This window comes from Pseudoflavonifractor sp. An44, assembly GCF_002161675.1.
In the GTDB taxonomy this organism is placed as follows: Bacteria; Bacillota; Clostridia; order Oscillospirales; family Oscillospiraceae; genus Enterenecus; species Enterenecus faecium.
This window is the reverse complement of sequence record NZ_NFIH01000019.1, coordinates 18,313-42,533: the sequence shown is the minus strand read 5'-3', so window position 1 is coordinate 42,533 and position 24,221 is coordinate 18,313. Positions and strand designations below refer to the sequence as shown.

The window sequence follows — 24,221 nt, the reverse complement described above, 5'->3', positions numbered from 1 at the left end:
CATTTCTCACCCTATTCGTATACTACAACCGTCATCCATGTGTGTTGTTTTCCAGCCCAGTAGTGCACCTGATACACTCCGGGGGTTGATGCATCCACCCCATCCTCTATCTGGAGCTTCTCTTCTCCCTGTCCCGAAATGGCCCACACATAGTCGTAGGCATTCCACGACTCGCCGCAGGCCAAATACAACAAAGGGCATTGATTCTCCAAGGCCACTTCCCCCTGCTCGAGTACATGCACTGGCAAACTCAGTTCCGACAAATCTCCCATCGAGTTGGCAACCTGAACTTGAATCATGTATTCCCCTGGTTGCCCCATGTCCAGATCATTCTCTAGCGAAGTTATCGAATCTGTAATCTCTCCCTCCAGCATATCAAACGCTCGTATGTAAGATATCGGATCTTCTTTTCCACCCTGTTCAAACACCAATGCAGAGATCAGCTGAAATTGAGGGGAGTGATAATCTTCCATCACAACTTTTCGTCGTAGGGTTGCGGAATGATTCGCTCGATCAAATACAGTATAGCTTACATAACAACTTCCATCACTACTCAGCAACGAGAGTCCTCCCAAAATGACTTGCTCTGTCAAGTCTCCTTCCTCTTCATCCCAGGCTTGCACGCCTTCCATCAGACCGGTTTTCATCTCATCCACCGACAAATTTAGCACCTCGGGCTGTGCTGTGATGATCGGTGCATGAACATCTTGTCGTTTCCATTCCTGATATCTCACCAGCGTCCATAATCCAAGAGACAGCACAAACAGCCCCACCACAAGCCAACGAATTACTCTCATACACTCCCACCTCATCCTTTCCTACCGGCCACAAGTACACTCAATCGCCGAGCACCACCAAACCAATATCTACGGATGGGAAATGCCCAACGCCATAAAACACCGAATATAAATCCTTTCCTTCTCCAAAGCGCAACCCATTTCCCGCGTCGATACACATGTGAAACCCATCCCACTACCTGCGAGATATGGATAGGGCCTTCTAGTATGCACTGTCCGTCCCCAGCCAAAAAGACGCTTTCATTTTTACACTTGATAATTCTGTGCAGAACATATGCTCCACTCTCACGCCTAAAAAGTACAATCATTCCTGGACGACACCGCACAGTATCCATGGGCCTCAATCCAACATAATCACAATTGGGGGTTAAAAACGGGTACATACTTATTCCAGATACCGGAATAGATGCCGAATGGTTCTCATGAAGCATCTTTTCTATCTCTTGCAGATATATCCTGGTTTGGACCGTGCAACATGTTTCACCCGACCTCTTCCAGTATTTGCCGTCACTGTTGTGCATATGACCGTGTATCCTCCGTCAAATGTCCATTTCTCATGTAAAAAAAGCGATTGCAGACCTCCAGCACAGAAGTACGATGGGTGACAATCAGACAGGTACAATATGTCATATGTTGCTTAATATTGCGCAAAATCTGACACCCCGTCTCTTGGTCTAGTGCCGACGTAGCCTCATCAAACAGTATCACGGGCGCTTTTTTTAGTACCGCTCTTGCAATCGCAATACGTTGAGCTTGTCCCTCAGACAGACCAATTCCTTTTTCTCCTACTATGCCCTGTAGGCCTCCTGGCAGTTTGCTAACAAATTCCCACGCACATGCCACCTGGAGTGCCTCTATCATTTCTTGCTCCGTGGCTGTTGGAACCACCACTCGCAAATTTTCCGCAATCGATCCGGAAAAAATGGTATTTCCCTGAGGAACATAGGCAATCCACTCTCGTGTCCCTGCCCCCAATGGCTCAGAGACCCCGTCCACTGCCGCGACGGCAGCCTTTCCTTCATCTGGCTGAATCATCCCCAATACCATACGAAGCAAAGTAGTCTTCCCACAGCCAGATCGTCCCATTATTGCAGCGTAATCACCAGGATTCAGCTCTAAGCTACACCCTTTCAACACAACCTCTCCCCGCTTGTAAGAGAAGCTAACCTCCTGCAACCGGATGGACAAACCATACTGTTTCTGATCTTCAATGTGCTGAATGTTGACCGAATTCCCTACAGGCTCTTTGGGCAATTCAGTGACTTCTATGATTCGCCCGGCCGAAGTAAGAGCTGAGATAGCGCTGGGTACCATTCGAATTATACCAGATAAGTCTCTGCTCAAGGAGCGCGCCAGCTGCAAGAACAACGTCATCGTACCATAGGTGATATATCCGTTCCACAGTCGAAATACTCCCCAGGCCATACACAACACGGATACCATCAAACTCAGCACAGACATAAAGGAGGCGGCTTGTACTGAAAATTGGTTGTACTCTTCCGCCTCTGTCATATATTTATTTTGCACTGCTTTGAGTCTATTTTCAAATATATCCGTAAGGTGCAGCGCTTTGATGGTGTGTACATGTTGAAATGACTCGTCTGTAAAGCCCATCAGCTCACTGCCCACCTGTCGCATCTTCTTGTTGTGATCCCTCATGCGTACCAACAATACCCGAGATAGCAACAACGAAACAGGTGCACTGAGCAACGCAATCACGGTCATGGTCTTGTCATAATACAGCATAATCGCCAAACTGCCCAAACCATGCACACCAGTGGTAACAAACGAAGGAAACCAGCTCAGCACATTGGCAGATACTGTGTTGACATCGCTATTCAAACGACTGAGCAAATCACCACTATGGTATTTACTCATACTCTGCCAACGAGTACAAAAAATATCATGATAAACCTGTGCCAACAACTCATTCTGCACCTTTAAGCTTACCCTTCGCAGATAAATCCCGCTCCACGCATCTAACCCAACTTTAGCTAGGCCAGTCAAAATCAGCAACAAGAGCATTGCAAGCAGCAAATTCAAATTCTGAAACATGACTCCGTCAATCAGATACTTGGAACTAATACTGCCTGCCAATCCTAGCAGTGTTCCCAACACTCCTATAACCAAGTAGAATAATATGCTACCCCAATACTTTCTCATGCGCTGGAAGATCCACTGTCCTTCCCGTTTCATTTCCTGAAGGGCACCCTCTGCAATCTTGCGTCTGATACGCTTCCAGTCAAACATGACTATTCCATCACTCCATATTCTTCAGTTGTCTGGCATACTCTGTCTTCATGCCCTCCACCATCCGACATACGTACTCTGGTCTTTTGTCAAATGCCCCGGTCTCTGCTAAGGTCATGGCAGCACAGTTGTGGCAAAGCACTCGGTCAGGACAATTGGCACAGGCACGTGGTAACCGAATTTGAAGAGTTTTCTCATGAATTTCTTTCCAGGCCTTCGCAAAGCCAACCTCTCGCACATCCATTTCAATTCGGTCAAACAGGCCACAGGGACGCATCTTTCCGTCCCAGGTCAACCAAAAAGAGGCTCGCCCCGCCAAACACTGCATGGGGAGTCCCTCAGACGACGATTGGTTGAAGGCAGCTGACTGTTGCACCGCCCACTGGGCCCGTTTCAGAAACTCCTCATCTTTGCTTAACAGGCGCTCCCGGCGCACAAGGTAAGCCCCAGCCTCCTCCGCCGCTAAGCGTCCAGGATTATTCCCACAGGTCTGTTCATCCAACCGAATCGGCGGGAAGAGATAGGAGGACATGGCACACAGCGCTCCTGCATCCCGTGCAGTCTGGTGCACCTGCTCCATATCCCCGCAATTATAAGTGGTCAGCATCATGGTGACCCGAACCGATATCCCCATCTCCCGCAGACGATAGATGGACGTTTTCACCGACTCGTAGGCCGGCACGCCACACAAGGAGCGATAGGTCTCATCGGAAGCCCCGTAGAGGGAGATGTTGATCCGAGCAGGAGGGCGCTTAGAAAAGCACTCTACGATTTCTGGGGTAAGCATGGAGCCGTTGGAGTTGATGACCACCCGAAATCCCATGTCACACAGCGGTTCATACAGCTCGATAAAGTCCCGGCGCAGCATGGCCTCCCCACCCGTGAGCAACAAAAACAGCATTCCGGCTTCTTTTGCCTGGCGGGCAATGTCCAGCCACTCTTGCGTTGTCAGCTCCTGCTGTTCCAACTGCTCCATGTTTTCCATGCCGTGCACATAGCACATTTTACAGCTAAAATTGCATCGACTGGTCAGCTCAAAGGTACCATGCAGCGGAATGCCCCGCACAGCTGCCTTTCGAGACAGCATTTGACTGATGGGCACATCCTGACTCCACCATGGCTCATTCATCTGGTTTCCCTCCTTCATAGATTACATGATACAAATGCTCCACTGCCGAGGCATCCGGAAGACAGTGATACAGATAAATGGGACACTGCTCTACTACCTGCGTCACAGTGTCCATCACACGTTGCGTGGCAATCCGATCCCATAACGGAACCATGCATTCCGAGAGCAGAATTGTGGCAGCCTGAGCGCCCACAAGGCGCACCAGATGGTTTTTCTTCCCTTGGCGCAAGACCACGATGGCTTTCAACGGGCAAGATATGTTGTGGGAGATTCCAGAGGACCCACAGAACGGAAAGCCATGTGCCATCGTTCGTTCATCCTCTACACTGAACACCGCCCGGTCTCCGTTGACAATGCGAGTCCCTGGTCGATGCTGGCGCCACAGTTCCGCCTGAGTAGACTTTCCAGTGCCAGATGGGGCTGTAAAGAGAACGGCCTGTCCAAGACACTGGATATAGGCAGCGTGGAGCACCACTTTCCCCCTGTATGACAATAGATAATCCAAACCCATGGCGGCAAACAGGCTTCCTTCAGTTATTGCTTTTTGTCGGCACGGCAAATATACCTGTATCACGTTCTCCTCCAATGGGTCTACGACTTGACAGCCAAGCCAGTTTTCCTCATCTACATTCAGAAATGTACCTCGATAGCGATATATTTTTCCGTACTCGTAATAAGCCCGGTTTCTGCTACTGGCAAAAACCGGGTCTGTATTGCGTCTCATCAACTGAGATGCTGGACGTATCATCACGTTCACATCACACGGTTCTTCTTGAGACATATACGCAGAATATGGGTATTCTTTTTTCAGTTTAATCATATAGGGTTGCCAATTGATTTGTAGTCGAAGTCCTGCAACAGTATATTGAATTGACCCATACATATTTAGGAGCCCCCAAACACCCCTGCATTAACATGATAACACTCCATTGACGCCTGACAAACCTCTAGTTTTGCGTCAAAATAAACAAACCCTAAGATACTCCCTGGAATCTCATATTTTGTACAGAGATCACCTGTAGCCGCATTTGTTTGGCAATTGTTTGTAAGAACGGCGCTACACATATCTGCTATGGTCGTATCAAAACTAAGCTCTTCAAAATATACCATAGGCTTTTCATATGTTTTCTTCATTTGCTCTCTCCCACTAATTATATCGTTATTGAATTTCAGTTCTATCTCGCTCAATCATCAGACAAAATGCCTCTACTTTTCAAAGCATCTATGAATTCTCTTACATCGCTCTGAGCAACAGCCTCTTCCACTTCATAGCTTTGGCAAATTTTCTGTATCAGTTGATCCATAGAGTATTCTTTACTTTGAAGTAATTCCCACAAAAACCTCCCCACTTCATTTAGCGTAATCAACCCCATAAACTGAAATACAGCCTTACCTGTGGGCACAACAATGTACTCTCCTGCAATTTCCCGCAACATAAATTCCTTGGAAATTTTCATTGAAACGCTCCTCGCTGATAGGTCAAATACATAATCTCACATGTATCTGGGTCAAAATGCTGGGTCTGCTCTTCCCGGCTCTCTCCGGCCTCCAGACCTCCGGCAAATTTCACCCGATAGGTGATTCCTCCTTGTAATACATTATCCTCGATTCTTTTATAGTAAATATAAATGTCGTTTTCGATGTTCTCGCTGCTGTTGTTCTCCAATCGAATCCACTGGTCCGCCACGGACAGGGTAAATTTATCCGTATGCAGCGAGCGTTCCTGCTTCAAATAGGCCAAATTTTCTATGGAATAAGTACAAGACTGGGCATTTCCAGGCATCTGCACAGCAGACGCCTCCAACACCTGGACAGTACTTCCTGCAATCAACGTTGTTATTTCAAATTCTCCCAAGGAGGTTCCATTCTCGTCCTTGGCCACGATTTTCAAATACTGTATGTCCTGGTCTGACGTATTGAGCACCGTCAATTGCCATACGTCTTCTACGGCACGGTCTGTGCCATCCTCCCAAAAGGGTCCGTCATAAGCTTCCACACGTTCAATGGATATGCCGCTTTTTAAATATACGGGCATATTTTGTTTCTGTTCTTGGTCTTTCCTCCACATGCTCCACACAAAAAGGCCGCCCACACACACGGCTACCATAATTGCCAGAGCCGCGCCTTTCCACACCAGTGTGTTTCTACGTTTTTTTCTTGTCTGTCCTTTGGAACGATCCATCTTTTCCTCCAGTGCCCCGGTGGCTTCCCCTTTCCAGGGGAAGCCACCGGCCATATCAGGTATTTGTCACTGCTCTTCTTTTCGAGTCTTGATTTTCATACCCATGCCAATTCCAGCCGCAGCACAGACAAACAGAGTTGTCAGCCAGATGGTCAAACCAGACTCATCTCCCGTCTGGGGAACCTGGGCCTCCGACTCCGGAGTCGCCTGGGGCTCATCCGTTGTCTGTGGAGCGTTGGTAGCTTCGGGCTGCTGGCTTACCTCAGGCGCATCGGTCGCCTGGGGGGCATCTGTGGCTTCCGGCTCTTCCGGCTCCGTTTCAGCCGTCAGCCCCTCCATGGCCGCAGCAAGCGCCTCGGTCGCTGCATCCACCGTTTGCTGCTCTTCCTCACTCAGGCTATCGTCATCCATCACAGCCTGCGCTGCATCCAGCGCCGCCTGGAATCTTGCTACGCTTTCCACCGTGTAGCCGGAGAGGTCCATGTCCTTGGCTTGCTCCAAAATCGCCTCCAAGTTCTCCTTATTCGCTTGGAAACGCTGGGCCATAATCGCCTCAAGCAGCGCACTGGCTGTGTCGTCCACTTGGTCTTGAGTCACATGCTCCACGCTCAAGAGCTGCTCCGCCGCTTCCAGTGCATCCAGCAGAGCTTCCCACTGGGTTTGGACGTACTTGTGGGCACAGTCCACCATGGTCTTGGCGCGGTCTATCAGCTGCTGTAGGGTTTCCATTCTCAGCTTCTGATAAATCACAACAATCTCCACATCGCCTGTGGCCACACCAGTTGCCTCTCCCTGAACCCGCTGGAACTGATATCCTTTGATGGCTTGTTCCAGAAGTTTCGTGGCATCATATTCTGCGCCATCGTAAACCTGGAGCACTTGGTCCTCTGCCAAAGAATTTCCGTTCTCATCCTGATACTTCACGGTCACGGTGTACTGCTGCACAGGATTGAGCAAGTAATAGGCGGCCTCTACATTTTCCCAACTGCTTGTCACCAGCAAGTCTTGCTGTGCAGTACGGTTCTCCTCGCTCTGGACTGTGGCAGTTCCATCGCCTTCTTGCTTGATTTTAGCATTTCCTGTCCATTGCAGGTTGGTCAGGGACAGCAGATTTCCAACCTTGTCGTCCAGATTTGCGTTGGGATCATCCGTGGGAACCACATCCGCCCCCTCCGTTGTCGAACTGCTGGAATTTCGGATGACAATGGGGAACTTGGTTTTATAGACAACCTCGCCCGCTTCATTCTTTTGGGCTTCCCACACACACTGTTCACCAAATTCGTAATACAAATCATACGCTGTCTCGATCGTGTACGTCTTTGCCCGGAACGAGACCCACTGTTTATCTTGATCAGGAACAGCCAGTTCGATGGTCATCTGTGTGGAACTTCCACTTTCTAGCTTTGCAGACAACTGCAGCTTATCAGGAATATCCTCTGATGTCGTCTCCAGATTGAACGATATCGCCTGCCCCGGGGCCAAGTAGACCTCATTTTTAGGTCCATACGCCTTATAGTCTTCGATGTCAGTCAAGGTTCCATGTCCATCCACGAAAACCGCGCCAATCTCAGTGACCGCAGATGTATTATTTGCATCGAGGAGAATATCACGGATTTCCTTGAAGTGAGGATTGAATTCCCCATCTTCTAAGTAAACATCCTTGATATCTTCATAGGCATTGCCCGAGGGATTTGCTGGATTATATACACGAATGGCATCTAAATAGAATGTGTAGGAATTGTCTTGACCGCCTTCCTGATAATGATGGTCAAAAGCTTTCTCATAAACAGGCATTACTTTTACGCTATACTCTCCCCATCCCAAACCATCAACCTTTGCAATGGGCACTTGATACAACGCATTGGAGTTATCCGCATTTTCGTCCACAATCCACTCATCTTTCTCAGCATCATACACATACCCATAATATGTATCAATCACTGACCTTCGAACGAGCTTATTTCCCTTATCATAGACCTCAATCAGGACATATCCAGTATCTCCGCTGGTCACACTAATTAAATCAAATCCCGTTCCTGTAAACGCAAATTCTACGCTGGGGGAGGTCTTTGTGTCTTCCCCTACCTCAACATACCATGCGGTCCCGTTGCTGTAAGTTGCATCTTTCTCGTAGTGGGTATCATTTCCGTACGAATCATCCCACAGCTTGCCCAATTCTGCACTGCCTGGACGGTCGGTATCCTGCTGTGTATCAGAGCCCTCTCCGGTCAGAGGCGTCCATACTATCTCTGTATCGTCCTTTGTATAACCCGGATTAGGCTTTATCGCACCAAAATTATCTTCATAGAAGATTTCGGTTGCTGGAATGATTGAGAGCTCACCCGTGATGTAGTTTTGGCCATTTTTTACGTATTTAGAATCCAACGCCACCACATACAGCATCCGTTCCAGGGAGTCCATTTGCATGGTATCGGGCACATAGTATACGTCTCGCTTGTAAGCGGCGTTGGTCTCTGAGGTTTCAGCCTTACCATCGGTCTCCGGGGTCTCGGGCTTAACGTCGGTCTCCGAGGTCTCAGCCACGACTCCCTTAGGTGCATCGATGGTCGCCTTGCCATAGGAAAGTTGCTGCTCATGCTGAGTCAATGCCGTTGTCTGGTCAAATGTCTTGTGCAGTTTCTCAGCGTCATACTGAGCAACGCCCGCCAACTCGCCCGCAATCTGATAGGACCCCAGTGCATCATTGTCCAAAACATCTACTGCCACGGGCAAACCGTAATCGATGACCACAGTATCGTCTGCCATCAGCATAGAAATCTGGAAGTTCAAGATGTAAATGGTGTAGTCGTCTGGCTTGTAATAGAAGGTAACATAGCCATCAATTGTTTCCTCCGAAACATCGTAGGTATACAGTTGACCAAGTTCCCCGTTCTCCCCCTGTTCCGCACGCATCGGTACATAGAACTGGGTGGTCCAAATATCGGGGTCCGCACCTACCATGTCGCTATTCATCTGGAAAGGATTCTCCTTCAAGACATTATCTACAACAGACGCACCGGGTTCTCCTGGCTGATACTGATCTTCCACAGGAACCTGATACGGCTTCATAGTGGGCTCTTCCCCCTCCTTCGAGGGCTTGAAGCCTTGAAGCAGCGTCACATTGATTTCCTCGGGTCTCTCAATACTCCCATCATCAAACCAAATTTTCTGTACGGTCAGCAGCATCTCGGTTCCACAGGGGTCTTGCATATCACCAGCACCAGGAATCGTCCGGTCCTCATTCTGTTCGGTGGCCACCCCCAGCATCAGGTTAGCCTGGGCCGCAGAAACGTACACATTCACCGGGAACTTGGCGTTGGGATATTTTCTGCTGCTCAGTTGAGCATCCTGCCACATGGCAGAAAAATAGGTCTGATCTTTTGCAACAGTAATATCATCATCTCCACCAAGATGCCACACCGCATAAACGTTATAGTCCCCATCTTGCTTGTACGGCACCAACTCTTTATTCCTTTGAGTATCCACCTGATTCAGTTGTTTATCCCCCTTGACGATCTCATCCAGAGGATCACCATACTTATTCAGGCGGTAGACGAAGTAGTGATTGTTCACGCCCTCGATGTCCTTCAGATCGTTGATATTCTCATACACCGTCTTCAGAGATGTCTCGCCAGAGAATGTTCCAACCAATCCAAGGGTTACTTTCTCTCCATCAATATCAACGGATTTTACAGAGCCGCGAATGGTATCGGCACGATACATGGTGTTGTTCTGCAGCAGGCCCTCATTGTTGTAGCCCACGAAGCCGCCAGCGTAGCCGTGTTCGTCAGTACCATCCGTGTCATTTCCGGCTCCGCCGCCAAACACATCGTAGCCGTTGGTGACACCGGTGACCGTGCAGCCATCCACCTTGGTGCGGTTGGCCTTGATGAGACCGATTTTCAAGGCATCTTCGGTAATACCGTCCTTTGAACATGGTATCTCCACATAAGAGTCTCCGATATGGATTTGAGCCATATCCTTAGTCCCATCTCCGTTGTCTTTCACCAGAGCAACGGAAATTTTCAAGTCAAAGAGCGTTACAGAAAGTACATCGCCCTCACTCAGTACCTCTAGCTCCAACGCCTTCTCCAAGCCAGGGATTTTTACCTGAATCGCACCGATATCTTCCAACTTCCCGACATACAGAGCATCAAGCAACTTATTAATCACATACAACAGAGGATTGAGCAACACTGGGGAAGTGCTATCGACCTTGGCAAGATAGGCATAGCTGGTACGTCCCACAAAGCCACCGGCTTGGGCATCGCTGTACACTTGCTTCAGCTGGTCTACTTTGCAGTTGTTGACCCGCGAGAGGTCGCCATATCCGATGAAACCGCCGGCAATGCAATCCTTCCCGCCCTTACTGGCCAGGGTGTAACCCACCTGATTGGCCATACCAGTGACGGAGCTGTCATCCATGTGGGAGCCGAAAATGTCCATCAGGCCCGCAGCGGCAATCAACACATTTTCCAGCACTTCTGCCTTATCCAGGTCCAAGACGCCACTCTTACCACTAAGGCCCACAAAGCCGCCCACATAATTGAGGCCGTTGACCAGCTTCAAATTTCTCACATGACTACGCAGTACGGTTGCATTGAGCAAGCTGCCGCCGAATCCTCCGGCATTTCCGTTGTGATAGACTTGGTTTGCATCACTGCCACTTGTGCTATCGCCTCCATCCCTGGAGTCCGTTCGCGCATAGACCGACATTCCCTCAGCAGAACCAAACACATAACAATCGTAGAAGTAGGTGCGGAAGGCGTTGAGAACGTCCACATTATTGAGCACCAGAAGGTTGAGGATGCCAGTGCCTCCCTCAGCAATTTGAGCCACGCCGCCCATTTCTGCCAGACCGAAGAAACCGCCAGCATGTTCACCTCCGGCCACCGCGCGCACACCAGAAATCACCAATGCAGTGTCAGGGATTTCCTCTGTCATCTTTGTGGTAGCATTTCGCTTACCAAACACAGCGCCGCAAGCCATACCCACAAAACCACCAGCTGCTTGGTCGGCATCCAAAACTGCAAAGTCCATGGTGGCTTCCAAATCATCTCTGGTGATGGACGCCTTGGCATTCTTTTTCACGCTAGTATTCACCCATGCACTCTCCACTGTGGGTATTGTGGCATCCAGCACAGACAGCAAATTGGAAACATCTCCCGTGACCGCTTGAATGAGATGCTCCAGAATCTGGTCCAGCACACCGGAGTCCGCCCCGACCTCAACGTTCGCTGCACTTGCGGAGTCAATTCGGCCTGCAAAACCGCCAGCATACTGAGAGCCGTAAACATACTTTAGATTCTGAACTTCAGCGGCCTGCTCCGTCACCCGCACAAAGTCCAAATCTTCATCTTTTGGAATTTCTCGCCACAGTTGAGCGCCATAAGCTACGCCCACAAAACCGCCGGCATTTCCAATGGCACTGTTTTCAGTATCACTGGTTGTTTTGATCGTCATGCCAGATTGATATCCGTCTACACGCGAGGCATAGACCACCGGTACAAAGGATTTTACAATCGGCAGGTTTCCTGTGACTTTTAGTCCAGCAATCTCTATGTTTCCAACATTAGCAACAGAACCTGTCTCCATTTCACCGGCAAAACCACCGGCGCTACGGAATGCAGTGACGGCTTTGACATCCTGCGCATAGGCGTTGGTAATGACTCCGGCCTCCATGCGTCCCACATAGCCGCCAGCGGCGCCGCCGTCAACCAAACTGCTTCCTTCATCTTCTGCTTTTGCGGTTACCGTGTAGCCATAGATGTACTGCGCCAGATTACCATAGGAAGCCTGAACAAGTTCCTCTCCATACACACCGCTGGAACCCACTGCAGCTACCCATGCCTTCCAGGTATCCTCGTCTAGTCCACGCAGCGGGCCAGTTGTCTGGGTATTGGTCTGGATCGCATAGACAACCTCAAGTGCAGATACCGGCACCGAAAGTTTAGCAACTGCTCCTTCCTCTGTGGGCAGCAGTTTTACGCTCCCGCTATCCACCAGGTTGGCGGACTTCATGAGTCCGGTGAAACCACCAGCAAACTCTACGCCGACAACTTCACGTACCCGGTGGGTCGTCGCCGTTTTTTGGTCCTTCAAAACGGCTGGTTGTTTCGATACATCAGCAGGGTCCGTCTTAACATTACCCCAGATACGGCCGCCCTGATTGTAACCTACGTAGCCACCAGCCATGCCCTTCAGCTGCTCATCGACAGAAGTCCCAGTGGCCTCGATATAGCCACCACAAGGCACAGCAGCCGTCGAGCTGTTGTAAATGCGAGGAATAAACGTCTTCAATGCACTGAGCAGACCACTTGCATTCACAATTTCGAGGATGTTCGTCTGCCCTTCCAGCAAGCTGACCATATCTCCAGGCTGGACCGTGCCTGCATATCCGCCAGCACTGACCACACCCTCGATATACTCATAATTGCCTGCGTCACATCCATTGAGCCAGGCTCCGTTGATTTCACCTGCAAAGCCGCCGGCCGAGCCTACGGTGGCACTCGTTACAGTCTTTTCCTCTGTAACATTGGATGCCTTTACATTGAAGCCACCGCTTTTCCCAGTTACGTCACACTGCTCCAGACGTGACTCCACCACACTCAGTGCCGAGAGTATGTCATCCAAGCCAACAATGTCTAGGAGCGACACGCTATCACCCACCGTAGCCAGGGAGCCCAAGTCGATTTTACCCGCATATCCTCCGGCGTAGGCGGGTGCTTTCACCGCCCAATCGCTGTTGGAAACTTCTTCACTTTTAAAGCTTCCTCGGGTTGCCAGGGCGTTCACATCACTGTAGGAAATCTGAGCGCCACGAACCAGGCCCGCATATCCACCTGCGGCACCGGAATCTTTGTCTGCAACGGTTGTGTTGTCCTCCCGCATCTTTTGCTTTAATGCCTGTACCTTCAGTCCAGTTTCTGCAGACGACACATCCGCCGATGTGACTTTGGGCACATAACCCTGCAAAACATCAGTCAAATCTGTGACATTTACTTCCAATTCCGCAAGCTCGATCCCGCCGCCGGCATCTGCCAGATTGCCAGAACAAATTTTACCGGCAAAGCCGCCAGCGTAATACGTTCCTTGGACATTAGAAAGATTTCGTACTGCACCTCGATTGTCTGTCATGTCAGAATTATTGACACTGCCACCGTACATCTCGCCCACAAAGCCACCCGCACTGGCGGCACTCACCTGGGGTGCGGCGTTGCCTGTAAAGCTCACATAGCAGTTGGTGCAGTCGGTGAGCAGATAGTTGACCGCATTGAGCAACTCACTAACCGTTACAATATTCAGCCCTAACAAATTCAATCCACCAGTACTCACCAAGCCACTGGCATTATTACTTCCCATAAATCCACCGGCTATACCATTCTCAGCATTCGCAGTGACAGATAGCAGGTTTGTAACTGTTACGTTGTCAATTGTTCCTCCCACTACGACGCCAATAGCACCGCCAGCATAGCTTCCAGATGATGCCTGGACAGTGAAGCCATCGGCCTGTCCGCAAACGCTTACATAGGACACATCAGGTATTTGAAGCGATATTAGGCCCAAGGTACTGTTAAGCACACCACCAGCATTGGCGGGTACTAACTGTCCCACAAAGCCACCGGCATAACTGCCGTTTTTGGCAGTTATGGAATTCAAATTGGAAACAGAGTTTTTTACTCCTTTATCCACTTTTCCTATCTGTGTTCCGTCACCTTGTCCAAGAAAACCGCCGACAAAATTAACAGCTTCAATCTCTAATTCACTGCCTGTTACCGTGCAGCTGTGAATATTGGATGGAGATACCCCCAGTGCATTAAGAAGTTGCAAGTGTTCATCCGTATTTCCTGTAAGAACACCCTCAAGAAGATTTGTGACTTGCCCCAGTATATTGTAATCTTCCTCGCCCTCTTCTACTTCTCCTACCATAGTCAATCCTGATCCCAGGGTCGCCCGTCCGGTCAAGCCACCGGCGTAATCGCCCGTTGCCGCCACCTTCTTGAGCCCCTGCACCACAGCCCTTGAAACGTCACTGTTCGCTATGATACCAGCCAAGCCACCGGCGTAATCCCCCGCTTGAACCGTCCACTGAATCAGCGGTTTATCTGCATCTGGCACATTCACACTACAGTTTATATTTTTGGCAGATGGGTCAATCCCTCTCAGATTTGGTATTACATCCTCAAACAAATCGATGTTACCACCGGATAGTAACCCCTCGATTGCTCCATCCCGAATTGCTCCAGCAAAACCGCCGGCATAATTTGATGCTTTGACACTCGTAATGCCGTACACACTACAATCGCTAATCGTAGCACCTGTTTGGCATCCCACAAACCCGCCGTTGAACGAGGTCTTCTCTGAACCAATAATTGTACTATCTGTCATAGTCACATGGCAATCATCGATAACAGGCGCTTTGTATCCAATTGGAATCAGGTTGTCAAGATTTACCAGCTTCGGGTTTTTTAGTAAAACCGGCACCAAATCGCCTAAGCCCAAACCTGGGATCTTATTCAGTATGGTTTCTAGGCCTTCAGCCACATCACTTAGTATATTACTTAGGCCCTCATATTCCGTTAGGCCCTCTGCACTACCCACAAAGCCACCGACCATTCCCTTTTCGCTCGTAATAGTTCCGAGGGACACATTACAGTTCTCTACCGTAACAGGGCCAATGATACGTCCAGCAAAAGCCCCCGTTGCATAGAATTCCATTGATTCATCGTCTGCAGTAAGCAAATCCTGTAACCCTAATTGACCAGCAGTTAGGCCATCCAGTAGTAGACCCAAGAATTTCAAAATAATACTTAAAAGCGATATGGTCCCATCGTCAACTTTTGTATATTGGTTTTCTACATTTTCTACTTCTAATATGAGGTTTTTCACATAAACAGCTTTTGGCGTTCCTCTGTAGATACTATCGTTGATAATGTTAGAAAAGAAACCTACTCCCGTGCCTGTGCGATCATCCTCTGGATTCAGTGTATTATCTGTTGATATACTTATCCCAGAGATCGTAGGTTGACTTTGGTCGTTAGGATTAGAGGGATTGGCAACTTGCATATATAGCCGACCTTCCATGGTTCCTGAGAACATTAAAGGCGTCCAGTTTCCTCCACCATTATCAGCAGGTGTTAACGTAATATTCCGGAAGATGATATAGTTGGCATCAGAAGAGTAAGTCTGCCCACTTTCATCAATATCCATATTAGGGTCGATTTCTCCAGTTTTTTGGTTAACTCCGCAGCGTTTGTCACCGACTAATCCACCATCATCATCTATACCATGGAATGCATAGTTCTTTTTGCCATTTTGGCTCTGAAGCAGATCAGCATCACCACCATACAGCATAATAGGGTTATTGTCCTTATCATACTCTATTTCCCAGTGAGAATTCCAACCAATAACCCACGTTCTTTTATATACAGCTGTGTAAACAGGCTTATCTGATCCAATCGCCCCTAACTGCTCGGCGTTGCCAATCAGAATATATGCTTTTTCCTGGGCAGTGTTTGCATTTTCATAATAAATGACTTGTCCAGCAAATTGTCTACCTTCCGCTGTGGCATCCTGGGTCGTCTCCGACAGAATCTCCTCCGCCTTCAGCTCCGGCATCTCTCCGGTAAAGCTCTGGGCCACCACATAGTTGTGCTCCTGGGTATACTCCAGCTGCTGGTCGCCAGCATACACCACCTGGCCCAGGCCGAAGGTCTCCGCCACGTTATCGCCAGACAGGACTGTCTTCAGTTCGTCCTCAGCGGCCCGTGTCAGAAGCTGATAGTTGTTGTAGATGTAGATAGTATCCGTATCCTCATCGTACAACGGCGCTTCTGTGCTCTCCCCTTCCGACACAAAGGTGCCCGAGAAGCCACTGGGCAGCGTCCATGCCGTTCCCTCAGGCAGCGCAATGTCGTTCATCAGCTGATAGCTGCCATCCGAATCATAGAGCAGGACCTGACCATTCTCATCGGTGAGCACCGTACCTGTGCCAAAGGTCTCCGCCTGTGCATCTCCGCTGTGCACCACCGCATTGCTGCCAATGGCATACAGCTGGAGGGCATGATAAATGCGCACCGCTCCGTCTTGAAACAGTGCGGCGCTGGTCTGGGTCTCCACGTTCTCCGGGGAGTCGGTGGTGACCGCCGATTGCGTGGCAGAAAACAGCTGGTCAATTTCCAGATACTCCGCTGCTTCCTTCACCTCCGATGCAGCCAATGCCATCGCTTGCGGCGGGCACACGGTCTGCACCATCACCACAGACATAACTGCGGCAATCAACCGTTCCCATCGTTTTTTCATCGTTCTTCCCTCACTCCAGATAAAATTTTCCAAAATGTGCTTTAACTTTTTATATTTTACCACATATTGCATCAATATTCAATTATTTGCCCATTCTCCTTATTTGTAATATACCACTAATATACCACAGCTTTCGTCTGTTTTTTTATGCACATCGACAGATTTTTTCAACATTCACCAGATACACGCCTCATTTTTCTCTTCTTATTTTTTCAGCGCAGTCTACTCTAGCTACATAGATTACCGCTACACTTTTTTACCTGACAAATACCGCTACAGCTGAGCCGAAGTGTCTCATCCGGCAATTCGACAGTTTCACACGTTATGTTTGGAAAGAAATTCAATAGAATCAGTGATTGAAAACTTCATGGATTTCCTCTATATTAATAAGATGTAAAGAAGTAAAATTGGAGGTACATTTCATGGATGTGAAAATTCAAGACCTTTTTGACCTCTCGCATACCGTTGCCGCTGATTATCTGCGGCAATTCGAATATCCCTGGGAGGCACTGGAGGGAATCTCCCAGCTGATTCTCTCCCTGGGCAGCACTCTGTCCCCGGAGGAATACGATCAGCCTCAGCCCCAGGTGTGGGTACACCGCACCGCCAAGGTGATGCCTTCCGCCTACCTGGGCTCCCCCTGCATCATCGGCCCCAACACCGAGGTGCGCCACGGCGCTTTCATCCGGGGCTCCGCTCTGGTTGGCGAAGGCTGCGTGGTGGGCAACTCCGTGGAACTGAAAAACGTCATTCTCTTTGACAGCGTTCAGGTGCCCCATTACAACTACGTGGGCGACTCCATTCTGGGCTATAAGAGCCACATGGGCGCTGGCTCCATCACCTCCAACGTGAAGTCCGACAAGACCCCAGTGGTCATCAAGGGAGATGAGCTGCTGGAGACTGGCCGAAAAAAGGTAGGCGCCATGCTGGGCGACTATGTGGAAGTGGGCTGCAACTCTGTGCTCAATCCCGGCACCATTCTGGGCCGCCACACCAGCGTCTACCCCACCAGCTGCGTCCGGGGCGTCATCCCCCAGGGCAGTATCTATAAGGACAAGGACCACATCACCCAGCGTCAGGGTTGATGCATTCCAATAAAGAAAGCGAGGATAATCTCATGGGAAGATATTTTGGAACCGACGGTTTCCGCGGTAAGGCCGGCGTAGGCCTCACCGCCGACCACGCCTATCAGATTGGCCGTTTCCTGGGCTACTACTATGGTCGGGGCCATCGTGCCACCATCGTGGTGGGCAAGGACACCCGCCGTTCCAGCTATGTGCTGGAGTATGCCATCAGCGCTGGTATGGCCGCCTCCGGGGCAGATGTTCACCTGCTGCACGTCACCACCACCCCCTCTGTGTCCTACATGGCTCGCAACGGCGCTTACGACTGCGGCGTGATGATCAGCGCCTCTCACAACCCCTTCTATGACAACGGCATCAAGCTCATCAATGGAGATGGCGAGAAGATGGATGAGGGTGTCATCTCTCTGGTGGAGGACTATCTGGACGGCAAGCTGATGCTGGACGGTGAGATCCTGGAGCAGCTGCCCATGGCCAGCGGAGATGCCATCGGCTGCATCATTGACGATGTGGCTGGCCGAGATCACTACGCCCAACACCTCATCTCTCTGGTCCAGCACTCCTTCCAGGGCAAGCGCGTGGCTTTGGACTGCGCCAACGGCAGCGCCTGGAAACTTGCCCCCCAGATTTTCGAGGCTCTGGGCGCTGAGGTACACACCATCCACGCCAATCCCGATGGACTGAACATCAATATGGATGCAGGCTCCACCCACATCGGCGCACTCCAGCGCTACGTGGTGGAAAACCACATGGATGTGGGCTTTGCCTTTGACGGCGATGCTGACCGCTGCCTGGCCGTGGACGAGAACGGCAATGTGGTCACCGGTGACCACATTATGTACCTCTATGGCTGCTACCTCAAGAGCCTGGGACAGTTGGCCAACAACACCATCGTCACCACCGTCATGTCCAACTTTGGTCTGTACAAAGCCCTGGATGAGGTGGGCATCTCCTATGAGAAGACCGCCGTGGGTGACAAGTATGTCTATGAGAATATGGTCAAAAACGGCCACTGCCTGGGCGGCGAGCAATCCGGCCACATCATCTTTAGCCAGCACGCCCGCACTGGCGACGGCATTCTCACCGCTCTGATGATCATGGAGGCCATGCTGGCCCAGGGCAAAACTCTGACCCAATTGGCCGCTCCGGTTACCATCTATCCCCAGGTACTGATCAATGTCCGGGTCCACGATAAAAAAACCGCCCAGGATGACGCCGATGTACAGGCTGCGGTGGATGCTGTGGCCAATACCTTGGGCGATACCGGCCGCATTCTGGTGCGCGAGTCCGGCACCGAGCCCCTCATCCGGGTCATGGTGGAGGCCCCTGACCACGATCAGTGCCAGGCTCTGGCCCAGCAAGTGGTGGATGTGGTCATTGCCAAGGGTCACGCAGTGTAAGTTTCCGTTTTCACCAGTATTCAAAGGAGGGCATACAATCATGTCAATTCTCGTCAGCGGAGGCGCCGGGTATATCGGCAGCCATACTTGTGTGGAGCTCATTCAGGCCGGCCACGACATTGTCGTCGTGGACAATTTCGTCAACTCCTGCCCCGAGGCCATTCATCGCGTGGAGCAGATCACTGGCACCACCATTCCCTTTGTGGAGGCAGACCTGTGCGATGCAGCCGCCGTGGAGCAGATCTTCAAGCAGTACCCCGACATTGATTCGGTCATCCACTTCGCCGGTCTCAAGGCCGTGGGTGAGAGCGTTGCCAAGCCCCTGGAATACTACACCAACAACCTCACCAGCACCCTGGTGCTGCTCAACGCCATGCGGGCCCACAACGTGAAGAACTTTGTATTCTCCTCCTCCGCCACCGTGTACGGCGATCCCGCCACGGTGCCCATCCGTGAGGACTTCCCCACCGGCGGCACCACCAATCCCTATGGTACCACCAAGCTGTTCATCGAGAAGATTCTCATGGACTACTGCAAGGCCGATCCCACCCTGAACGTGGCTCTGTTGCGCTACTTCAACCCCATCGGCGCCCACGAAAGTGGTCTCATCGGCGAGGACCCCAACGGCATCCCCAACAACCTGGTGCCCTACATCGCCCAGGTAGCCGTGGGCAAGCTGGAGAAGCTCCACGTCTTTGGTGGAGACTACCCCACCCCCGATGGCACCGGCGTCCGGGATTACATCCATGTGGTGGATTTGGCCCGAGGCCATGTGGCTGCCATTAAAAAGGTATCCCAGAACTGCGGCCTCTTTGTGTGCAACCTGGGTACCGGCAAGGGCTATAGCGTGCTGGATATCCTCCACGCCTATGAGAAGGCCTGCGGCAAGGAACTGCCCTACGTCATGGACCCCCGTCGCCCCGGCGACATTGCCGCCTGCTATGCTGACCCCCAGAAGGCCTGGGACGAGATGGGCTGGAAAGCCCAGTACGGCATTGAAGAGATGTGCGCTTCCTCCTGGAAGTGGCAGTCCCAAAACCCCAACGGATATAAGGCTTAATTCCACTTGTAAATCACATAAATCACAACCGGAGAGGCCAGCCCCAATGGGCTGGCCTCTCCGGTTGTTTCTATTATTTTCTGTATGTTTAGTTTCTACGCTTGCGCACGGCCACAGCAGCCCCTGCCAGCAAGCTCACAGCGGTGGCCAAAGCGGCCACATACCACATCAGGTGAGCGGAATCACCAGTCTGGGGCACACTGCTGGGCTTCTCTGTGACCTGGGGCTTCTGGGTGGCCTCAGGTTGGTTGGTAGCTTCCGGCTTATCACTGGGCTCCGACGCTCCCTGGGCCGTGAGTCCATCCATGGCAGCGCTGAGCTGGGCTACCACCTGCTCCACCACGCTCTGATCGTCCTCGCTGAGGCTCTCATCCGCCATCACTGCCTGGGCATTGGCCAGAGCCGTGCGGAATGTGGCCACAGACTCGGCGGTATAGCCCTTCAGGTTGATGCCCTCAGCCTTGTTGATGAGGTCTTCCAGAATGGTCTTGTCGGCCTTGAGGCGCTGGGCCAGAATGGCATTCAGCAGGGCCTCCGCCACAGGCTGGATGTCCTCGTCCATGGCGTCACCGTCAGCCATCACGTCCTTGGCGGTAGCCAGAGCGTCCACCAACTGCTTCCAGTTGGCCTCCACGTATTTGTCGACATCGGCCATCATAGCATCGGCCTTGGTGATGAGCTGCTCCAGCAGGGTCTTGTCGCCCTGGGTGAGGCCCAGAACCCAAATGCCCTCCAGCAAGTTGTCCCAAGCGGCATTCACCTGCTCCTGGGTGGCATTGGTGTCGGCCATCACGGTCTTGGCCTCGGCCAGCGCCTTCTGGAAAGCAACCACAGCGGAGTCGGTGACACCGGTGGTGTCCAGCGTCTCAGCGTAGGCGATGGTCTTCTCCAACAGAGTCTTGTCCACATCGGCGGGCTGGCTATCCTGGGCAAACACAGCAGTCACGATCACCGCCTGCTCCGGCATCAGGAAGGCGTTGTCGGAAACGGTGACATCGTCACTCTTCCACTCCACAAAGTGCCAACCTTGGGCGGCCTGGGCCGTCAGGGTGACGGTAGTACCAGCCGTGGCAGTCTCCACAGAGGCAGAAGCGGTGCCTTGGCCCTGGGTGTTTACAGTCACGGTGTAGGTCTCAGGCTGAGGTGCCATCACCTTCATCACCACAAAGGAGTGCTTGGGAAGCTCCACCACAGGGTTGTCCCCCATGACCATCTGAGTCGTCTCGATGGATACGTTGTCGGGATTCTCCAGGGTATTCTCATCGGCAATGCCTTCAGAGGCCAGGGTCTGAATCTCTACGGCGCGGCCAGACAGATCCATACCGGGGATGTTCAGCTGCACGCTGTAGTCCTTCTCACGGTCCACATTGACCACTGCGATGTACACGTTTCCAGCCTCGTCCTTGCTGGCCAGGGTGGAAATGGCCGTCACGCCGTTGGACAGCGTAGGCGCATTCGCCACCTGGGCCTCCACCACCTGGTCACCGAAGCCAGCGTTGAGCATCTCAAACACATGGGCAGACGGCGTGGAGAAAAAACGGAACTCACCTTCACCTGTGGAGGTGTCAGCCCCCTCTTGGGCTACCACCTGAATCACCGCCTGCTGGGTGGGTCCCAGGGAGTCTGCCCCAGAGCTATACCAGTCTGCCAGGCAGTGCTTCTGGATATAGGGGCTGCCCAGCTTCACATACTCCATCATCACCTTGGCGATGTACAGGGCATGGGTCTGGGATCGTACCTGAGCTTCCGTGTTCCGGAAGATGCCAAACTCGCTGATCACAGGCACCTTTCCCTCCGGCAGCATGTCCACATAGTCCTGCACGTGCTGGATGCCCACATTCTCTGCCTTCTTCATGGCGTTGTCATAGAAGGCATTCGCATCGCTGCCACCGGACACGGTGCCGGAATAGGGGTGGATAGTCATGCCATCGTACCACTCGTTGGCCCCCAGGCTGTTCATGCGATTGATAAAGCCCTTGGATTCAAAGCTGGTATACACGTTGGCCTGGTAGTTTGTGCCCTCCGCCTCATTGATCTTCTGGGTAGTCTCCTTGATGGCCTTGGACACATCAAGGAATCCCTCTCTGTCCACGCTGTAGGTGGCATAGATGTTCTGGCCCTTGGAGGGAATCTTGCCGTGAACGCCATCACCGAACAGGATGGAGCCGTTGGCGTAGTTCACTACACAGTGGGTGTCCTCAGGCCCGGAGTTCTCCAAGCTGTCCACCACAGTCCATTCCGTCAGGTTCCCGTCGGTCCCCACATAGACCCGCACTCCATCATTCATGGCCCGGAAGCTGGGGTCGTCTACAATCTCCCCATTTTCATCCAGCATACCGGGGTTGAGGTTGGCATACCGCAAAAAGCGTACCAGATTGGCGCTTCCATCGGACTGAGAGGCCACCTTGTTCCAATTCTCCTCATCCACCGTATATCTCTGGGTGAATGTGGCGGTTCCGCCCTCGGTGTAGGCCTTCTCTGCTCCACCGGACACATAGTCGGTCCAATAGCCCTGGGAAGAAGTGCCGTCAGCAGCCTGGCCATAGGCCTGCTGCATCTCGTTACCAATCTCAAAATAGCGCACATGGTAGGGCTCCGGGTGTCCGTTATCCGCGCGCACCTGGGCCCAGTCAATGCCTCCGTTGGGATTGGTGCCTACTTCTGCATTCAGGTACTCCACCAGGTCGGCTGCATCCTGCGCATTGCCGCGGCCCAAGCTGTACACATAGACAATCTCAGAGTCAACCTGGTCGGCAAAGTCTGCAATTTCTGCAATGCCGAAGTTTGGTTCAATACCTCCCTGCCCCGGATTATTATAGAAGCCGTGGATCTGGGCCTTGCGGTCCTCTTTCGGTCCCAGGGTGGTTTTCCAGTTGAACAGATTGGAAATGGTTCCACCGGGATAACGGATGGAGCCAAAACCCGCATTCATGTACAGCTGGGTAAACTCCTCTTTCATCTGCATCGTCTCAGAATCAAAGGTACCATAACCGTTAAACGCATAGCGGTGATTAATACCAAAAATGGAATCTGCATCAATGACCCGGTTCACTTGGTCCAGGTTGACCGTCAGGTTCAGCGGGACAGCCGCCTGGTATGCGGCTACGGCATTTTGTAGTGCCTCATAAGCCTGCTTCATCTGTTCCAGGGTTGTGGCATCCGTCACCGCTGCAATGGCCTGAGCCAGCTCCACGGCACATTCGTGGTCATCGGGCAGAGCATGGCTGTCATAGAGGGCCTGGGCCTCCTCCACAGCAGTCTGTAACTCCGCCCGGTACAGCTCCACAGCCTTATCTTCGTACACTGCCAGGGCCTCAGCATCGGTAAGCACCTTTTCGTATACATAAAACTCGTCTACATCTCCCCGCATAGGATGAGGATCCGTGTTGCCTGCGTTTTTATGGGCGCCCAGACGAAGCGTCAGCAGCTGGTCCACGGTGCTGTCACCCAGCGCCTGCTCACTGTCCAAAACACCGTTGATATAGAACTTTACCTTCTTACTCTCTTGGTCAAAGGTGACCGTGATATGCTGCCACTCTCCCTTGGACACGGACTTCTGGGAAAGTACATCTTTTCCGTTGATATACGTGTGGTACTGGCCATTGGAGCGCAGGGTCAACAGGGAACGCCCACTCCCCTCGTGCTGAAGCAGCACGGTAGATGCAGAGTCCTTATCCCCTGTAATGGTCTTATCGTACCGGTACCACATCGAAAAGGAAACTTGTCCCTTTCCCGTGTTGATGTAATCTTGTAGCTTCAGATAGTTGTCGGTACCCCCTCCAAATCGAAGCACATTCCCAAACACCGGATTTCCGCTGTCTACAACACTCACGCCGTCACCTTCCAGTGTCGCCGTCGTGTGCTCCCCTGCATCGCTGGTCAGAGAATCAAAGCTCCAATGGTCCTTGAGTTGACTCTCTGGCGCAGCAGCCATGGTACGCACGCCCATCGCATAGGGCATGAGCATACTACATGCCAGCACAGAAGATAGAACGATCTTCCACCCCTTTTGTTTCATA

General features: G+C 51.5%; 12 protein-coding genes. 3 read left to right on the top strand and 9 right to left on the bottom strand.

Annotated elements, in window-relative coordinates:
* Nucleotides 1–11: 11 nt before the first annotated feature.
* The 8 genes from B5F98_RS09425 to B5F98_RS09390 form a co-directional block, all read right to left on the bottom strand.
* Nucleotides 12–797, bottom strand: a complete 786-nt coding sequence (locus B5F98_RS09425; RefSeq protein ID WP_087371816.1) for a hypothetical protein — start codon at nt 795–797, stop codon at nt 12–14.
* A gap of 507 nt (nt 798–1,304) precedes the next feature.
* Nucleotides 1,305–3,047 carry an ABC transporter ATP-binding protein gene (locus tag B5F98_RS09420; RefSeq protein ID WP_087371813.1) on the bottom strand — a complete coding sequence of 581 codons (1,743 nt, stop codon included), beginning with the start codon at nt 3,045–3,047 and terminating at the stop codon, nt 1,305–1,307.
* Nucleotides 3,048–3,057: 10 nt separating this feature from the next.
* Entirely contained in the window at nt 3,058–4,176 is a 1,119-nt protein-coding gene (locus tag B5F98_RS09415) for a radical SAM protein (RefSeq protein WP_158099827.1), read from the bottom strand.
* Nucleotides 4,169–4,996 (bottom strand): hypothetical protein, encoded by an 828-nt coding sequence (locus B5F98_RS09410; RefSeq protein ID WP_143482775.1) that lies wholly within the window; start codon nt 4,994–4,996, stop codon nt 4,169–4,171. Before B5F98_RS09410 ends, B5F98_RS09415 begins: the two co-directional genes overlap by 8 nt.
* Nucleotides 4,997–5,061: 65 nt before the next feature.
* Nucleotides 5,062–5,310 carry a hypothetical protein gene (locus B5F98_RS09405; protein ID WP_087371805.1) on the bottom strand — a complete coding sequence of 83 codons (249 nt, stop codon included), beginning with the start codon at nt 5,308–5,310 and terminating at the stop codon, nt 5,062–5,064.
* A 50-nt stretch (nt 5,311–5,360) separates the two neighbouring features.
* Complete coding sequence (locus tag B5F98_RS09400) at nt 5,361–5,633, bottom strand: PqqD family protein (RefSeq protein WP_087371802.1); 273 nt, start codon at nt 5,631–5,633, stop codon at nt 5,361–5,363.
* Nucleotides 5,630–6,412 carry a hypothetical protein gene (locus B5F98_RS09395; protein ID WP_087371798.1) on the bottom strand — a complete coding sequence of 261 codons (783 nt, stop codon included), beginning with the start codon at nt 6,410–6,412 and terminating at the stop codon, nt 5,630–5,632. The genes B5F98_RS09400 and B5F98_RS09395 overlap by 4 nt, the downstream gene beginning before the upstream one ends.
* A gap of 12 nt (nt 6,413–6,424) precedes the next feature.
* Nucleotides 6,425–16,732, bottom strand: coding sequence for a MucBP domain-containing protein (locus B5F98_RS09390; protein WP_087371795.1), 10,308 nt, complete (start codon nt 16,730–16,732; stop codon nt 6,425–6,427).
* A gap of 350 nt (nt 16,733–17,082) precedes the next feature.
* On the opposite strand from B5F98_RS09390, the gene B5F98_RS09385 reads away from it, so the two are divergent.
* Genes B5F98_RS09385 through galE form a run of 3 tightly spaced genes read left to right on the top strand, consistent with a single transcriptional unit; the run spans nt 17,083 to nt 20,202 of the window.
* On the top strand, nt 17,083–17,745 hold the full coding sequence (locus B5F98_RS09385) for a UDP-N-acetylglucosamine pyrophosphorylase (RefSeq protein ID WP_087371793.1): 663 nt from the start codon (nt 17,083–17,085) through the stop codon (nt 17,743–17,745).
* Nucleotides 17,746–17,777: 32 nt separating this feature from the next.
* On the top strand, nt 17,778–19,142 hold the full coding sequence (gene glmM, locus B5F98_RS09380) for a phosphoglucosamine mutase (RefSeq protein ID WP_087371790.1): 1,365 nt from the start codon (nt 17,778–17,780) through the stop codon (nt 19,140–19,142).
* A 40-nt stretch (nt 19,143–19,182) separates the two neighbouring features.
* Complete coding sequence (gene galE, locus B5F98_RS09375; protein ID WP_087371787.1) at nt 19,183–20,202, top strand: UDP-glucose 4-epimerase GalE; 1,020 nt, start codon at nt 19,183–19,185, stop codon at nt 20,200–20,202.
* An 88-nt stretch (nt 20,203–20,290) separates the two neighbouring features.
* Here the strand turns inward: galE and B5F98_RS09370 are convergent, their stop codons facing one another.
* Nucleotides 20,291–24,220: a LamG-like jellyroll fold domain-containing protein gene (locus B5F98_RS09370; protein WP_087371784.1), complete on the bottom strand. Its 3,930-nt coding sequence runs from the start codon at nt 24,218–24,220 to the stop codon at nt 20,291–20,293.
* Nucleotide 24,221: the final 1 nt, after the last annotated feature.

Excerpts from the sequence above, each read along its gene's own strand:
- B5F98_RS09420 (WP_087371813.1), bottom strand. The coding sequence starts at position 3,047 with ATGTTTGACTGGAAGCGTATCAGACGCAAGATTGCAGAGGGTGCCCTT.
- B5F98_RS09410 (WP_143482775.1), bottom strand. The coding sequence starts at position 4,996 with ATGATTAAACTGAAAAAAGAATACCCATATTCTGCGTATATGTCTCAA.
- glmM (WP_087371790.1), top strand. The coding sequence starts at position 17,778 with ATGGGAAGATATTTTGGAACCGACGGTTTCCGCGGTAAGGCCGGCGTA.
- B5F98_RS09400 (WP_087371802.1), bottom strand. The coding sequence starts at position 5,633 with ATGAAAATTTCCAAGGAATTTATGTTGCGGGAAATTGCAGGAGAGTAC.
- B5F98_RS09390 (WP_087371795.1), bottom strand. The coding sequence starts at position 16,732 with ATGCAATATGTGGTAAAATATAAAAAGTTAAAGCACATTTTGGAAAAT.
- B5F98_RS09370 (WP_087371784.1), bottom strand. The coding sequence starts at position 24,220 with ATGAAACAAAAGGGGTGGAAGATCGTTCTATCTTCTGTGCTGGCATGT.
- B5F98_RS09395 (WP_087371798.1), bottom strand. The coding sequence starts at position 6,412 with ATGGCCGGTGGCTTCCCCTGGAAAGGGGAAGCCACCGGGGCACTGGAG.
- B5F98_RS09425 (WP_087371816.1), bottom strand. The coding sequence starts at position 797 with ATGAGAGTAATTCGTTGGCTTGTGGTGGGGCTGTTTGTGCTGTCTCTT.
- B5F98_RS09415 (WP_158099827.1), bottom strand. The coding sequence starts at position 4,176 with ATGAATGAGCCATGGTGGAGTCAGGATGTGCCCATCAGTCAAATGCTG.
- B5F98_RS09405 (WP_087371805.1), bottom strand. The coding sequence starts at position 5,310 with ATGAAGAAAACATATGAAAAGCCTATGGTATATTTTGAAGAGCTTAGT.
- galE (WP_087371787.1), top strand. The coding sequence starts at position 19,183 with ATGTCAATTCTCGTCAGCGGAGGCGCCGGGTATATCGGCAGCCATACT.
- B5F98_RS09385 (WP_087371793.1), top strand. The coding sequence starts at position 17,083 with ATGGATGTGAAAATTCAAGACCTTTTTGACCTCTCGCATACCGTTGCC.